At 61.4% G+C, this 15,128-nt stretch carries 10 protein-coding genes; 6 read left to right on the top strand and 4 right to left on the bottom strand.

All coding sequences use genetic code 11. The features are described 5' to 3' along the window. The first annotated feature begins 7 nt into the window (after window positions 1-7). The 6 genes from G9373_RS02985 to G9373_RS02960 all read left to right on the top strand — a co-directional run bounded on the left by G9373_RS02985 (window position 8) and on the right by G9373_RS02960 (window position 7,137). Complete coding sequence (locus tag G9373_RS02985) at window positions 8-541, top strand: MaoC family dehydratase N-terminal domain-containing protein (protein WP_133984292.1); 534 nt, start codon at window positions 8-10, stop codon at window positions 539-541. Further along, window positions 534-965, top strand: coding sequence for a MaoC/PaaZ C-terminal domain-containing protein (locus tag G9373_RS02980; protein ID WP_166680599.1), 432 nt, complete (start codon window positions 534-536; stop codon window positions 963-965). The genes G9373_RS02985 and G9373_RS02980 overlap by 8 nt, the downstream gene beginning before the upstream one ends. Before the next feature lie 53 nt (window positions 966-1,018). Beyond that, window positions 1,019-2,752, top strand: coding sequence for an AMP-dependent synthetase/ligase (locus G9373_RS02975; RefSeq protein ID WP_120660820.1), 1,734 nt, complete (start codon window positions 1,019-1,021; stop codon window positions 2,750-2,752). A gap of 65 nt (window positions 2,753-2,817) precedes the next feature. After that, window positions 2,818-3,882, top strand: a complete 1,065-nt coding sequence (locus G9373_RS02970) for an LLM class flavin-dependent oxidoreductase (protein ID WP_120660821.1) — start codon at window positions 2,818-2,820, stop codon at window positions 3,880-3,882. 232 nt (window positions 3,883-4,114) lie between these two features. Beyond that, the gene (locus G9373_RS02965) at window positions 4,115-5,968 is read left to right on the top strand and encodes an NAD(P)/FAD-dependent oxidoreductase (protein ID WP_346842797.1); all 1,854 of its coding nucleotides are present in this window, start codon (window positions 4,115-4,117) and stop codon (window positions 5,966-5,968) included. Next, window positions 5,965-7,137: an acyl-CoA dehydrogenase family protein gene (locus tag G9373_RS02960; RefSeq protein WP_120660822.1), complete on the top strand. Its 1,173-nt coding sequence runs from the start codon at window positions 5,965-5,967 to the stop codon at window positions 7,135-7,137. Before G9373_RS02965 ends, G9373_RS02960 begins: the two co-directional genes overlap by 4 nt. A 1,678-nt stretch (window positions 7,138-8,815) precedes the next feature. Here the strand turns inward: G9373_RS02960 and G9373_RS02955 are convergent. The 4 genes from G9373_RS02955 to G9373_RS02935 all read right to left on the bottom strand — a co-directional run bounded on the left by G9373_RS02955 (window position 8,816) and on the right by G9373_RS02935 (window position 15,107). Next, window positions 8,816-10,312 (bottom strand): carotenoid oxygenase family protein, encoded by a 1,497-nt coding sequence (locus G9373_RS02955; protein WP_133984290.1) that lies wholly within the window; start codon window positions 10,310-10,312, stop codon window positions 8,816-8,818. A 1,474-nt stretch (window positions 10,313-11,786) separates the two neighbouring features. Further along, window positions 11,787-12,482 (bottom strand): nitroreductase, encoded by a 696-nt coding sequence (locus G9373_RS02945; protein WP_120660825.1) that lies wholly within the window; start codon window positions 12,480-12,482, stop codon window positions 11,787-11,789. Between the two features lie 169 nt (window positions 12,483-12,651). Continuing rightward, the gene (locus tag G9373_RS02940; RefSeq protein WP_133984286.1) at window positions 12,652-13,773 is read right to left on the bottom strand and encodes an acyl-CoA dehydrogenase family protein; all 1,122 of its coding nucleotides are present in this window, start codon (window positions 13,771-13,773) and stop codon (window positions 12,652-12,654) included. A 182-nt stretch (window positions 13,774-13,955) separates the two neighbouring features. Further along, a complete protein-coding gene (locus G9373_RS02935) occupies window positions 13,956-15,107 on the bottom strand; it encodes a CaiB/BaiF CoA-transferase family protein (RefSeq protein WP_133984284.1) in 1,152 nt (383 codons plus the stop codon). Window positions 15,108-15,128 lie beyond the last annotated feature (21 nt).

The following is a 15,128-nucleotide window of genomic DNA, read 5'->3' as shown; positions in this document are numbered from 1 at the left end:
GATCGGTATGGCTCAGTCACTCGTGATGGGATCCTACGACCAGGCCCGCGCGCTGGTCGGCCGAATGACTGCGGTCTCGGTGTCCTCGGGGCCGGTCAACGAGGCGATGATCAAGTACTTCGCCTCGGCCGCCGAGGACTCCAACCCCAGTTACTGGGACGAGGAGTTCGCCGACGCGCAGTGGGGGAGCATCATCAGTCCACCCTCGATGCTCGTGCATTGGGTGGTGCCCCCACCTTGGTCGCCTGGCGAACCTTCGGGCGGTCATCTGGCACCGCAAATCCTGATGACCCAGGTTCCGCTACCCGGTGACACGATCATCAATGTCTCCGTCGACTACACCTATCACCGGCCGGTGCGAATCGGCGATCGGCTGAAAATGGTCGAGGAGCTTGTCGATGTGTCCGCGGAGAAGACGACACAGCTCGGTACCGGGCACTTCGTGACCACCTCGGCCACGTACTACACCCAGGATGACGACATCGTCGCGACGCAGACGAATGTCCTCTTCCGGTTCAGCGTGGGAGATCGCAATGCCTGAGACACCGCGGGATCTGACATGGACGGATGTCAACAAGGGCGACATCGTTCCTCGCGTGTCGCTCGACATCACGGTTCGGCGGCTCATTGTCAACGCCGGAGCCGGCTGGGATGTGTTTCCCGGCCACTACGACCGTGACTACGCCCGGGCGCACGGCCACGAGGACATATTCGCCAATACAAGCCTGTTCCTCAGCTTCGCAGACCGGGTCGTCACCGATTGGGCGGGCCCGCGGACCCGAATCGCCCGTCGCGCACTCCGGATGAGCGGTTCGGTCTATCCAGGCGACACGTTGCACGCCGAGGGCATCGTGACGGGCCGCCGCCAGGACGGCGGCGTATACCTCGTTGATCTCGAGATCAACCTCGGGACTGATCGCGGACCCTGCGCGCAGGCAGTAGCGACCGTCGAGCTCACCCACTGATCCGTGATCGGCAACTACACCCCATTGCACGAGGACCCGAAAGGAAACTGCAGATGACGACGCATACGGGCGCCGCCCCCATCTCCTCCAGCTCGCCGGTGGAAACCGGCAGACTCGAGGAGATCGGTGATCTCGACCTTCTTGCGCAGCCGTCGGTTTGTGCTGTCTTCCAGGACACCGCCGCACGCTTCCCCGACTGGATCGCGGTGCGAACCCTCGACGGAGGCACCTCGCTGACGTGGGCCGCCTATGCGGAACAGGTCGAGGCCATCGCCCGAGGCTTGGCCGCGATGGGAATCGGCCGTGGTGACACCGTTGCCTATCTGCTCGGTAACCGACCCGAGTTCTTTCCCGCCGATCTGGCAGCTCTTCATCTCGGCGCGGCAACCCTCTCGGTGTACCAAACCTTGCCGGCCAAGGACATTGCATGGGCCATGCAGGACTCCGAGGCTGCGGTGTTGTTCACCGAAATGAGTTACGTCTCGCTCGCGCTCGCGGCGCGTGAGGAATGCCCTGATCTGCAGATCATTCTCATCGATGGCGAGCATCCGGGAACGCTGTCGCTTCGCAAGGTGATAGCCGCGGGATCGGCGGATTTCGACTTCGAGGGTAGGTGGCGGTCACTGACCCAAGATGACCTCGCGCTGCTGATCTACACCTCCGGCACCACCAGTACCCCCAAATGCGTCGAATTGACCCACCGGGGTCTCCTGGGCAACGCCTACGGGTTGCACGAGGCCATTGGCACCCTGCGCGGCGCCCGCGTCGTGTCGTGCTTCCCGTATGCACACCTGGCCGAGCGGATGCTCAGCCACTACCGCGCGATTCCCGGGGCATTCGAGGTGGTGTGCGCACCGAGCCCACGGGAAATCGTGGAGACGGTGCAGGCCGTGCATCCGCATTACTTCTTCTCACCGCCGCGGCTGTTCGACAAACTCCGCGGCGTGGCCAAGACGATGCTGGCCGACGGCACCACAGCGGCCGACATTCTGGAGCGCTTCGGATTCGATCAGGTTCGGGTGGCCATTGCCGGCGGTGCTCCGATACCTCCTGCACTGGTGCAGTTTTGGATCGACCTCGGATTGCCCCTCGTCGAGGGTTGGGGGCAGACCGAAGGTGGAGCGCTCGGCGCTCTCGGCCGACCCAGCGATTCCAAAGTTGGCACGTGCGGCAAGGCGCTACCGGGCGTGGAACTTCGGCTGACCGAGGAAGGAGAAATCCTGATGCGGAGCCCGTTCACGATGCGCGGCTACCGAAACCAACCCGAGAAAACTGCCGAGGTCATCGATGCGGAAGGGTGGATCCATACCGGCGACATCGGCCGCATCGACGATGAGGGCAACGTCACAATCGTCGACCGCATGAAAGAGATCATCATCAGCGCGGGCGGCAAGAACATGTCTCCCTCGCGCATCGAATCGAAGCTCACCCAGGCACATCCACTGATCGGTTCCGCCTGCGTGGTGGGCAACAACCGGCCGTACAACGTCGCCGTCATCGCCCCCGATCCGGACATTCGGAGCCAGCTGAGCCAGAGCAATAACTCCGACTTGGATATCTCCGCGATCATCGCTGCGGCAGTGGCCAGGGCAAATAACGAGCTCGCCCGCGTCGAGCAGATCAAACGATTCGTCGTCGTCGACACACCGTGGGTACCCGGGAGTGACGAAGTTACCCCAACGCTCAAGCTCCGCCGACGGGTTATCGAGTCGAAGTACGCGACCGACATCGAACTGCTCTACGCGGGCGGCGGTCTCGTGCCGGCAGATCTGCGGCAGACCAGCTGATAGCAACCTTTGACGCCGGGCGCAGTTGATGCGAACCCGATGTCACCTATACCAGGAGATCAAATATGCACATCGGAGTTACACTGCCCAGCCGAACAGGACCGATCGCGTCGGTCGGAGAGAAGGCGCGCCGCGCCGAGGAGGCCGGGTTCCACTCAGTCTTCGGATACGAGGTCTACCGCAATCCTTTTAACCTGATGACAGCTGCCGCATTGGCGACCGAACGGGTGACTTTGGGCACCGGTCTCGCTGCGGCCTTCAGTCGCAGCCCCTTCGAAGCCGCCAATGCCGCCGCCGACATCGACGACATATCAGGTGGCCGAATGTTTTTCGGAATCGGAACCGGTGTCCCCGAATTTCTCCGTGCCTTTCACTCCACCGACGCGAAGCACCCACTCGGGCGCCTGTCCGAGTACATCGACGTCCTGAGATTGTCCTGGGAATACCTCGCAACAGGAAAGTCCGAATCGCTCGACGGTCAGCACTACCAATTTGTCGCACCGCCCATCAATCCGTGGGGCGAACGCGAGCTACCCCGGACATCGATTCCGATTGCACTGGCCGCCATGGGACCGAAACTGGTCGAGCTCTGCGGACAGAAGGCCGACGCCTGGATCGGCTACTTCGCCACCACCAAGTACGTGAACGAGTTCGTGCGCCCGCACCTCGAAGCCGGGGCGAAGAAGGCAGGCCGCGACCCTTCCGAAGTCCAGATCTGCGCTGAAGCGGTATGCAGCGTGTCCCCCGACCGGGAGCTGGCAATGAGCCGAGCCCGCAAACAGGTCGGCTTCTATGCCACCCACCCCGCCGGGGCACAGGTGGCCGCTATGCACGGTCTGGAGGACGCAGTCACGGAGTTGCGCCGCAACTTCGCCCGAGAAGGCATCGCAGCCTTCGAACGCACCGATGACCGACTCGTCGAGACACTCAGCATCACCGGCACCCCAGAGGAAGCACGTCAGAAGCTCGCCCAATACGAGGGCGTCATCGACCACCTCGTACTGCACACCCCGTACGTTCCGCCGATCGAGGCAGAGGAGAGCGAGGACGCGTTCGCGAACATCCTCGACACGTTCGGAGGTATCGCCCGGGCGGCCGAAGAGACCAGTGCCGTCGGCGCCCGCGCCTGATAACCCTATCCAGGAAGTGAAACAATCGTGACTGTCGACGATGAGTTGAAGAGTATGCCGAAGCCTGCAACGGTGAAAGAGCCCTGCGCCCAGTCCACCAGGTCGGGATCTGGCAACGACACCGGGAGGTGCCATGTCGTCAGCCGTTGAATCCACAGCCGCCGCGAGATCGGCGTTCGCCGATGAACTCCGTCAAGCACTCGCGGTTGCCAACTTACCGACACTGCTATTGGTGCTGCATCAACTGACCGGCGACCAGCGGTGGCTGGAGGCGCCGTATCGACCGACACCGGCGCGTGGATTGAGCGATCACGACGACGCCGGACTTCCCCCCGCGGTCCAGGACGAGATCCGGGACGCGGCCTTCAAGGTGATCTCCGCGTGGAAAACGGAAGAACTCCCGCCGACGGCACCCGCTACGCCCGAGAAGTTGGTCGAACTGCTGGGAATATCGCTCGCCGAGGAGGTCCCCGTCTCGTATGCGGACCTACTCGCCGAGGAGATGGGTACCGTCAGCCGCCAGGTCGAGATCGCCGGCGCCACCGACAAAACCGACTTTCGGGTGCTCATCGTCGGTGCGGGTATGGCCGGGTTGAATCTCGCGATCATGCTCAAGGCCGCGGGTGTCCCTTTCGCCATCCTCGAGAAGAACTACGAGGTCGGAGGAACGTGGCTGGAGAATCGGTATCCCGGCTGCGGTGTCGACACACCGAGCCACCTGTACTCGTTCTCATTCGCGAAGAGTTCACAGTGGAGCACCTACTTCGGGAAACGGGACGAGGTGCACGCCTACTTCGTCGATCTGGCGCGCGAGCACAACCTCTACGACAACATCGAGTTCGGCACCGAGGTAGTTCAGGCGGCATGGGACGGCGAGGACAAGCGGTGGCGCATCCACGTCCGCCGTAGCGGCGGCTCCGAGGAGGTTCTCGACGCCCCGGTCTTCGTCAGCGCAGTCGGGCACTTCAACCGCCCGAGCATTCCAGATATCCCCGGGCTGGCGAGCTTCCCGGGGCGCGCGGTCCACACCGCGCAGTGGAGCAACGACCTGGATGTCACCGGCAAGCGTGTCGCCGTGATCGGCTCCGGAGCGAGTGCCATGCAGATCGTCCCGGCCCTCGCCGGAGTGGCAAGTAACGTGTTGGTGTATCAGCGTTCTCGTCAATGGGCAGTTCCACATCCGAACCACGGACGCGCCGTCACATCCGAGGTGCAGTGGCTGCTCGAAAATGTGCCGTACTACGCGGGGTTCTATCGACTCCGCCAATTCTGGCGCTTTGGGGACCGCCTCCATCCGGCACTGCAGATCGACGAGTCCTACCCGGATCCCGCGTTCGCCGTCAACGAGGTCAACGCCGCACACCGGCGCTTCCTCACGAAGTACATCGAGTCTGAACTCGACGGACGCCCCGACCTGATCGCCGCGTCGGTCCCGGAGTACCCTGCCTACGGAAAGCGACCACTCATCGACCACGGGTGGTACCGCACCCTGCGCCGGGACGATGTCGAACTCCTCGACGGCGGACTCCGTGAGATACGAGGTTCCACACTGGTCGGTCACGATGGGCAAGAACGCGACGTCGACATGATCGTGTTTGCTACCGGTTTTCAAACGTTGCGGATCCTCGGCCCGATGGAAGTCGTCGGCCGGGACGGCGAACGACTTCGTGACGTGTGGGGCGAGGACGACGCCCGCGCCTACCTGGGCATGTCGGTTCCGCACTTCCCCAACTTCTTCATGCTGTTCGGGCCGAACACCAGCACCGGGCACGGGGGCAGCGCATTCCTGACCACGGAAATGCAGGTCCGCTACCTGATGCAACTGATCAAGGCGATGCTCGAGCAGCACTACGTCGTTGTCGAGGTCCGCCCAGATGTGCATCAGGACTACAACGAACAGGTCGACGACGCACTCGCCAAGACCGTGTGGACACACCCCAGTGTGACGAATTACTACCGCAACCGCAGCGGCCGGATCGTCGGCACCAGCCCCTGGGAGTACGTCGCGTACTGGCGGCGCACTCGAGAGGTGGACCTGAATGACTACCACCTCGAACCTGCCACCACTGAAAACGAGGAAACATGACCGCGACAACACAGGGGTTCGTGTTCACCGACGAGCAGCGCGCATTCCGGGACGCTATCCGGGACTTCTGCGAACACGAGGCCGGCACCCGGGAACAGCGTGATGCATTGACGGACGGGGGCGCGGACACCCACAACCAGGAGATCTACGAAAAGGTCGCACGGCTCGGATGGACGGGCGTGGCTATTCCCGAAGAATATGGCGGGTCGGGTGGCACGCTCGTGGACGAGTGCATCTTCCACGAAGAGACCCGAAAAGGGCTGCTTCCGATCTACGCTGCTGGTTCGACAGGCACCGTGGCCGGCTGTTATCTGCGGTACGGCACGGAGGAACAGAAGCGGGACGTGCTGGGCGCCATCTCGGAAGGCCACGTCATGTCGATCTCGATTTCCGAACCCGAGGCAGGCTCGGATGTCGGTGGCATCTCTTGTTCCGCGAAGCAGCACGACGGCGGATTCGTGGTCAACGGAATGAAGACGTGGTGCTCCAATGCCCACATCGCCGACCGCATCCTCTTGGTGGCCCGCACCAGCTATGAGGATTCGCCACACAGCGGGCTGACGATGTTCGAGATTCCCGCCGACAGTGAAGGGCTTGAAATTCGCCCTATCAGCACGATGGGTGGCAAGGAGGTCAACGATCTCTACTTCACTAACGTGTTCGTGCCCGAAGAGAATGTTGTCGGTACCGTCGGAAAGGCATGGCCGCAGGTCATGGCGGGACTCAACGGCGAGCGGTTGATCGGCGCCGCCTATGCCCTGGGCATCGCCGAACGCGCCCTCGATGATCTGGTGGCTTACGTCAAGGAGCGGAAGCAGTTCGGTCGTTCGATCGGAACCTTCCAGGCACTCAGCCATCGCATCGCGGACTTGGCTATTGAGGTCGAGTGCTCACGACTGATCACCTACGACGCCGCAGCACGTGTCGAGGTGGGCCGCGGAACCGGTCCTGAGCTCACCCGCCTGACATCAATGGCCAAAATCAAGACATCCGAGACCGCGAAGAAGGTGGCTCTCGAAGGGATGCAGATGATGGGCGGCTACGGCTACGCCACAGAATATGACATGGAGGGCCACGTACGGCGGGCACTGGTGACTCCCATCTGGGCGGGCACAAACGAGATCCAACGTGAGATCATTACCGGCACCATGGGGCTCCGCGCACGATGACCGACTGAGATAAAACAGCTCTTCGGCGGCTTCGAGTATCTGCTGATCGCGAGCCATGCACTAAGTCTACAACCTTCCGAACACTTACATACACGACCGTTCACATTTATGATGAGGCAGTTGACCAGTCCACGGAGCGTCCGTACACCAAGCGGGTCGTCGGAGTGTGCTCGAGGCAGGCGCCCACGATCCTAGGCGGCGGGCACGCAGGCCGACCCACCACTCGTTTCAAGTGTGAGCGCTGGATTCGGTCGAGCCTCCGGTTTACGCCACCTCACTCGAGATGGTCTGTTGAAAGTCCCGATCTACATATTCGATCGGTGTCAGGTAATCGAGTGCGGAAATGTAGCCGGCTGCCGTTGCACTAGTGCACCACGTAGCCGATTCGTGTTCGAGTTCGTCCCACCCTTTCAGCATTGGGTAGCGGGCCGATGAGCTCGGTCTTGCACAAGCCGATCGCCGATTCCATGAGTCCTGTCGAGGGCGTCGCCGAGCTCCCGATGGATCCGACGATGCCAGCTTCCTGCAGCCCTGCAGATGGGCCAGCGATGTTGACTTTCCGCGAGGTGTTGTACCAAATATGGTGCTGTACAACGTCCTCCGCTATTACGTCGGGTGACAGAGCTCGGTCGAGCACCGATGTGCCCAGTGGGGTGTTTGCTGGTGTCACTCGCTAGCCGACGATCCGGCGGGAGAAGACGTCGCAGTAGAATGTGGTGTCAGAATCCCGACAATGACCAGGTGAAGTTGGCTACATACCACCGGTCAGGGCGCGACGGTGCCGACCATTCGCGTCCGATCAGGATGGTTCGGTTCGGGCCGCGGACGATGCCGGCCACGCGCATCAATCGTCGGATTTTGTGGCGTCTGACGTCGTGTCCCGCCCTTGGGTTGCATGCCAGAGTTTGCGGATGCCGTAGACGCCGCAGGGTCCGATGCAGGTCGACCAGGGCGTTCGCCGTTTAGGCATCGTGCAGGTCGGCAGCGGAGGCGTGTCCGTGCTGTTAGCCGCGTGATAGTTGGACGGGCGATGTGGCCACTACTTGCGCTCATCGATGTAGTCGATGATCAACGCGTCGACGGCCGACCTCTGCCGCCGCGAAACGCATTCGCGGTCCGCAGTAGGTCATTGACTTTCCGCAGAACACGGACGTATTCCGCAACTTACGATTCTCCCGCTGGAGTTCGGCGATTCGGCGCGCGTCCTCGCTGGGCGAGCTCGGGCGCCCCACACCGTCGTAAATTTCGGCCTCTGAATGAACACTGGGATGCTCGACGACTCGTTTGAATGATCCGAAACGTGTCGCCGATTCTCGACGCACATCGACCGCCGTCCATGTCACACGCTCACGAACCCCGGCGACCTGCCCTGACTCTCATCCTCCGGGCCACGGGAGTCTCGGTAGATCCAGGACTCTTCAGAGTGGCGTCAGTGGGAACGCGAGATTCGCGTGGGCTCTGAGCCCCGCGGGTGGGTGACCCGACGTTCCTGGCCCACCGACCTGGACGTGACCAGCCCGGGCACCGAATCGGCTCCCGTTCCCTGAGGGTGAGAACGGGAGCCAAAGTGCTGACGTGAAGAATTGGTGAACGGTCCTAGCGTGGTTGATCGTGACCAGCGGCAGTTCTCGCGATCGTCGGACGCCGCGACTTCGGCGTCGGCGGCGACCTGGAGTGTCTAGCGGAAGTCCATCCAGTGTCCGTGCGGCGTCCACCCCATCATGAATGGCAACTCGATCTTGCAGATCGGCCCCTGCGTGATGTCGTGTGTGTCGAAGATTTGGAACTCGCCCCGCTTTTCCGCCCACCACGAGACCGGAACGATAATGTACCCGTCTCCCTCCGGTGAGTCCTTGTGTCGTGGGGCGAAGGTTCCTTCCAGAACGGCTGCGGGTTCATCTGATCGGATCTGAAATTCCTGATCCGACAACGTCTGCATATCGGTGACGACCAGGCTGTTCATCTTCATGCCACCCTTTTTGACGACGCCGCCGACCTGGTATCCCCAGCGGTAACCCTTCCCGTAAAAGCGCTCGTCGACTTTCGGCAGCTCCGAGGGACGGTCCGACAACTGTTCGGATTTCGCCTGCCCGGTGTTCAGGTCGATGGTCCAACGGCCCAACGCGCTTTTAGCGATCGAGAAGAACAGTGCGACGTCGTCACCCGCGGCGAAGTCTTGCTCGAACGGGAATGGAGGTCGGTTGAAAATAGGTCCGTCCAGAGTGAGAATATTTCCGCTCACATTAGCCGACAGGGTGTGCATGATGTACTGCGGTTCAATGTCCGTGGTGATGTACCGGACTGGTGCCGCGGGGTCGTGGCGGGGGATCAGCGCGATCACAATGGGGAGTTCGGGGTCCCACCCGAAAACGGAGAGTTCGCGCTCGGTGATGCGCTTCTTGTCGATCAACATCGGCTGGAACGGCATCACCATCCACTCCGGAGTGAGCCAGATATCATGTGCGACAGTATTGTACGGCGCGTCCCACAGTTCACGAGACTCGACTGCACCGTCCGGATGTACCACGTGCACGGTCACATAAGGCGCCGTGTCGCGGTAAGCCCACCCGTAGAGAACACCCGTCTCATGGTCCCACTTCGGGTGTGCAGTGAAAGAGTTGTCACCGAATGCTGTCGGAGCATGAATTCCGGGTGACAACTTCGGGGACCAATTGACGATGCCCTTGGTTTCGAGCGTGATGGGATCAAGTGCGATCGGTGGACCGCCCTGCTCACCCGACGCGACCATCTCGCCGGCAAAAGGAAAGATGTTGACGTTATTGGTCCCTTGGGGAACTCCGCAGGTGTACTGGTCTCGTTTGACGTCCCCATAGCCATACGTGCGCCAGTCGTGCCAGTCGCCGTCGGTCCACTCGAACATCCCGCGTCCATGCTGCTCTTCGAGTTGGTACTTCGGAGTCCGAACCCAACGATTCCGGAAGTCGGCTCGCCCGTTCTCGAGGACGAGACCCTGGACCATACCGTCCATCCCCAAGAGCCCGTTAGTGCCCTGCCGGGTGGGCCGCTTCCACGTCGGGCCGGTGCGGTAGAAGCCACCAGCCAAGTCCTTCGGGATTTCGCCGTGAGTGACGATGCACTCGTCAACGGTGGCTTCGAAGCGCATCGGCTGGAACGGCCCCGTGAGCCTAGCCTCCTGCGGCAGGGGGTAACCCATGGCGTCTGGTCTCCTCGTAATCGAAATTGTAGGCGGATGACCCGTCGGGCCTCCTGTTGTTGCTCTCCACTGTAGTACGACTCATCGCAAAACGTAAACGGTCGTTCTCGCTCCTGTCGTCACCTGCGCGGCATCGCCATCAGCCGACACGAAAAGTAAGCACCGCTACCGTCGATGCACCATGTTTGCGGTGCTATTGGGATGGACGAAGCGACCCACACCTGCCGCAGGTCCAGAGATGGTGCTCAGAAGTCGAACTTCGTACCAGGCGCGAGAACGAACGTTTACGTATGGGGTCGGTCGGACACCAGATCGCTCATCTGTAGGACGTCAACTAACGGGAACGTCACCCCGTGGATGGGACCTGCAATGCAGTCTGCCTGGTCGCTCGTCACCAGTGCGCCTCTGATACGCGCTTGCGCGGGACATGTCTGGCGATCGGCCACGACCGAGCCGCTTTTACCGACAGCAGATTTCCGATCTCGCGGTCCCGATCAGCGAGTACAAACCCGCAGACCTACACTCGATACCGACCGGTTGCGTTTCACTCGACCAGTCGTACCTGAGGTAACGGGTGCATGCAGCAAAGTGGGCTGCACGCAGGATCTGGGATCCCCACGTTCGGTCCACCCGGCAGGGTGATTTGAGCGCGCATGGCTGACGGCTCGCCTGCGCCGAACGGGTCGGCACAGGCGTCACCTGCAGTGGCCTTCTCCGTTTCTTACGGATTTTTCAGCGCAGCTTCGATGGTGTCGGAGTCGACGAAATCGGCAGAGCGGCTGGAGTGAGTGGGTCGGCAATTTATCGACACTTCGATAGCAAAGACGAGATCCTAGCCGTCCTTTTCGATCAGGCCATCGACGGCTTGCTGACGCTGATCCCGATCCCGAGCGAGGACCCACGGTTGGAACTGTCCGGCTTGGTGAGTGCGCACCTGGAGTTCGCGAACTCACGCCACCGACTCGCAGCCATCTGGGCGAGGGAGCAACGGTCCCTGGCAGAGCCGTACCGGCGTTCCTACCAGCGCCGTCAGCACGGATACGTACAGTTGTGGGTCGAGTGTGTATCGCGCTGCTACCCGAACCGTAGCGACGCCGACGTCATTACCGCAGTTCGCGGCGTTCATGCGCTGCTCATGTCGGAGGCAGTGCGACCCGTCGGGGGACGACGATCGCACCGGGCGACGACTGTACTGACCGAGATCGCGCTCGCGGGGCTTGCGACTCTCGACGTCACGCCCGCCGCCTGACTTTCCCGGTCGCTTTCGCTTGTTTTAGATCCTGCAGATCGCGTACGCACGCCTCGGCGCGGTGCCTGCGCGAGTGGACGGTGGTGAACACCCGTCCGAGATAGCAGCTTCGAGTGCATACGAGACAAATGCTCGCTGATCAACCGGATGTCAGATGTAGCAAAACGCTGGACGGGAGCGTGAGAGTCCAACCCGTCCGGCGTCGTTGACCGCTTATGTTTCAGCCTATCGGTCGACCCAATCGAAGGTTTCGGTGAGGTCTGCCCGCGTAGTCCGGAAGCCGTTGGCGGCATGCTCGAGATCCGGATAACCGAACGATATTCCACATACCACGAGCCGATCAGTGGGAAGTGCGAAGTGTTCACGAATGAACGAGGAGTGTGCCGCAAGTGCGGCCTGAGGGATCGCACCTAGGCCAAGGCTCTGCGCTGCGAGGAGGAACGTTTGAACGTAGAGTCCGCAGTCGATGGCGCCGTAAGCACCCAAATCCGCGGTTGTCGTCACTATTGCTGTGTGTGGAGCGCCGAATAACTGGAAGTTCCGTGCTGCTTGCTTTGCTGAGGCCTCTCGATCGCCCCTGGCTACTCCGACGCTGTCATACAGCTGCACGCCGCATTCACGACGCCGTTTCTGATATACGCCTGCGTACCGGGCGGGGAACGCAAAGTCTGGAGTCATTTCTTCCGCTGCAGCCTGCGCCGACAGCGCTTTCCGGAAACGTTCGGTCCCGGCACCGTCAGTAACCAACACGTGCCAGGGCTGAGTATTGCACCACGACGGGGAAAGTCGCGCAAGATCTAAGATCTGTTCGACTACAGGTCGTGGGACAGGACGATCCAGGAATCCTCGGCAACTCCGGCGCTCTTGCAACAATCGAGTGAGAACAGCAGAATCCGTCGTTTCGAGCGTGGTCATATTCATCGTCTTTCTCGGGATGTCGGGACGTCATCGGCATCGGTCTGCATCTCTGGCGCAAGCCACCGCCGAGGTCTAAAGACCGCCGGAAGGCAACACCAAGCCTAGCAGCGAAACCTGTCTTCCATAAACGATCGTTTCCTGTATGGGTGTCGGGACCTGCTCGGCGTGTGGTCTACAGAGCCAACGTTTGACTGATAATGACCTTCATGATTTCGCTCGACCCACCATAGATCCGGCTGACTCGGCCATCGAGATACGCACGGCCTATGTTGCATTCGCGGGTGTATCCCGCTGTGCCCAGTTGCTGCAAGCACCGATCGACTACACGGCCTTGTAGTTCAGTGCAGTACAGTTTCGTGGTCGCAGCATCCGCGGGAGACAATGTGCCATTCTCAAGCTCTGCGAGTGCGCGGTCAGCGAGGGCTTGTCCGGACGCAATCTCGGCCACGCAGGCGGCCAGTTCGAACTTCGTATGTTGGCTGGGTGAGGTGCCGGCGAGCAGTTCAACAGTATGGTCGAGCGCCGCCGAGGCTGCTGCCTGTGAATTGACAGCGATCGAGAGTCGTTCTTGTGCAAGATTCGACATGAGGTATTCGAATCCCCTGTTCTCCTCACCCAGGCGGTCCTCGACGGGCACTCGAACGTTGGTGAACGATAGCTCGGCTAGATCTTGGGCTTTCAATCCGAGTTTGTCCAGGCTTCGTCCTCGTTCGAATCCCTCCAATGTGGTGTCGACGACGATCAGGCTTATTCCGTGTCGCCCGGCAGAGGGGTCGGTCTTCACGGCAAGGATGACAAGGTCCGCACTGGCGCCGTTAGATATGAAAGTTTTTGCGCCATTGATGACGTAGTGATCCCCTACTCGCTCCGCGCGGGTCGACATCGATTTCAGGTCCGAGCCCGATCCGGGTTCCGACAGGCCGAGTGCCGCCACGTACTCCCCGTTCGTGAGCTTGGGTAGCCACCACTGCTTCTGCTGCTCGTCTGCGTAATGCAGGAAATACGACATGCAGATGTCGGTCTGTACCCTCAATCCGCCAACCGCGAAGAATTGACGCTGGATCTCTTCGGTGACTACGACACTGTGAGTGAAAGTCGTATCGGGGGTTCCGCCGTGCTCGGGAGGTACTCCGATCCCAAGGATGCCGAGTTCGCCAGCCGCGCGCCAGAAGCGACGACTCGGCCGGCCGTTTTTCTCCCATAGGTCGTATTCGGGTGCAATATGCTCATCGACGAATCGCCTGACCACAGTGCGAAACGAATCGTGTTTTTTGCTGAAGATTTCGCGGCGCATGCGCCCTCCTGATTGATCGGGTCATCGCGACGAGGTAAACGGGTTATCGCGGTGGCGGCCTCGAGGCCGGAGAGCGTCAGGCGAAGGTCATTGTCTGTGGCGCCGCGTCCGAGCCCTAGTGGTTAGTCGTCGTTTCGGACGGGAGGTCGTGGGTGAGACCTCCGAGGGGTCCGCTGTGCAGGTCAGGTCTGCACGGCGGCGCCACTGTCGAAAAGTGCGTCGATTTCGCGTACCCCCCAGCGTGTCAGAACGTCGCGAGTATGCGCTCCGGGAGTGGACGGACCTGACTGGACAGCCCCCGGCGTGCGGCTGAACCGTGGCGCCGGGGCGGGCTGCGTGACGCCTGCCACCTCGACGAACGTCTTTCGTGCCGCAAGATGAGGATGGGAGGGTGCTTCAGTGAAACTCAACACTGGGGACACGCACGCGTCTGTGCCTTCAAAGAATTTTGCCCAGTCGTCGCGGGTTCTCGTCCTGAAGACGTCCGCGATACGTTGTTTGAGAACTGGCCACGACTCTGGGTCGCGGCGGTCGAGTTTGTTCGGGTCCAGTCCGATCATGGTCATGAACTCGGCAAAGAACTTCGGTTCGATGGGACCGATTGCAACGTGTTTTCCGTCGGCAGTCGCGTAAACCTCGTACCAGGGTCGCCCGGTGTCGAGTTCGTTGGCGCCGCGCTCATCGCGCCACAGCTTTGCCGCCATCATCCCGTGCATGACAGTGGTCAAGGATGCGGCACCGTCGACGATCGCCGCATCGACGACCTGTCCGCGTCCTGACCGCGCGGCCTCAAAGACGGCGGCGAGGATACCGACGACGAGATACAAGGAACCGCCGCCGAAGTCTCCGACCAGATTGAGTGGGACTGCAGGATCTTCACCGCTGCGGCCCATGGCATGCAGTGCGCCGGTCAGTGCAAGGTACGAAATATCATGTCCCGCGGATGAAGCCAGAGGCCCCTCCTGTCCCCAGCCGGTCATTCGTCCGTACACCAATCGCGGATTGCGCGCCCAGCACTGGTCAGGGCCGAGGCCGAGTCTTTCCGTCACGCCAGGTCGATAGCCTTCAATGAGCACATCGGCCTTCTCGACGAGGTCTAGTAACGCGCCGACGCCTGCTTCGTCACGCAAATTCAGAATTACCGATTTCCGGCTCCGACGCATCGCGTCGAGATGGGGGGGAATGGCACTGGCGCCGTCTCCGGGGCGGTCGACGCGAATGACCTCGGCGCCGAGGTCGGCGAGGAGCATCGCGGCGAAAGGTCCGGGTCCGATACCTGCAAGTTCGACTACTCGCAGCCCTGCCAGCGGCCCAACGGTCTCCGTGGGTGTCATGTTTCTCCTTCGTTCGATATG

It is taken from the genome of Rhodococcus sp. A14, from assembly GCF_011603105.1.
In the GTDB taxonomy this organism is placed as follows: Bacteria; Actinomycetota; Actinomycetes; order Mycobacteriales; family Mycobacteriaceae; genus Rhodococcus_F; species Rhodococcus_F opacus.
The sequence above is the reverse complement of the archived record's forward strand: the minus strand, read 5'-3'. Positions and strand labels throughout refer to the sequence as shown.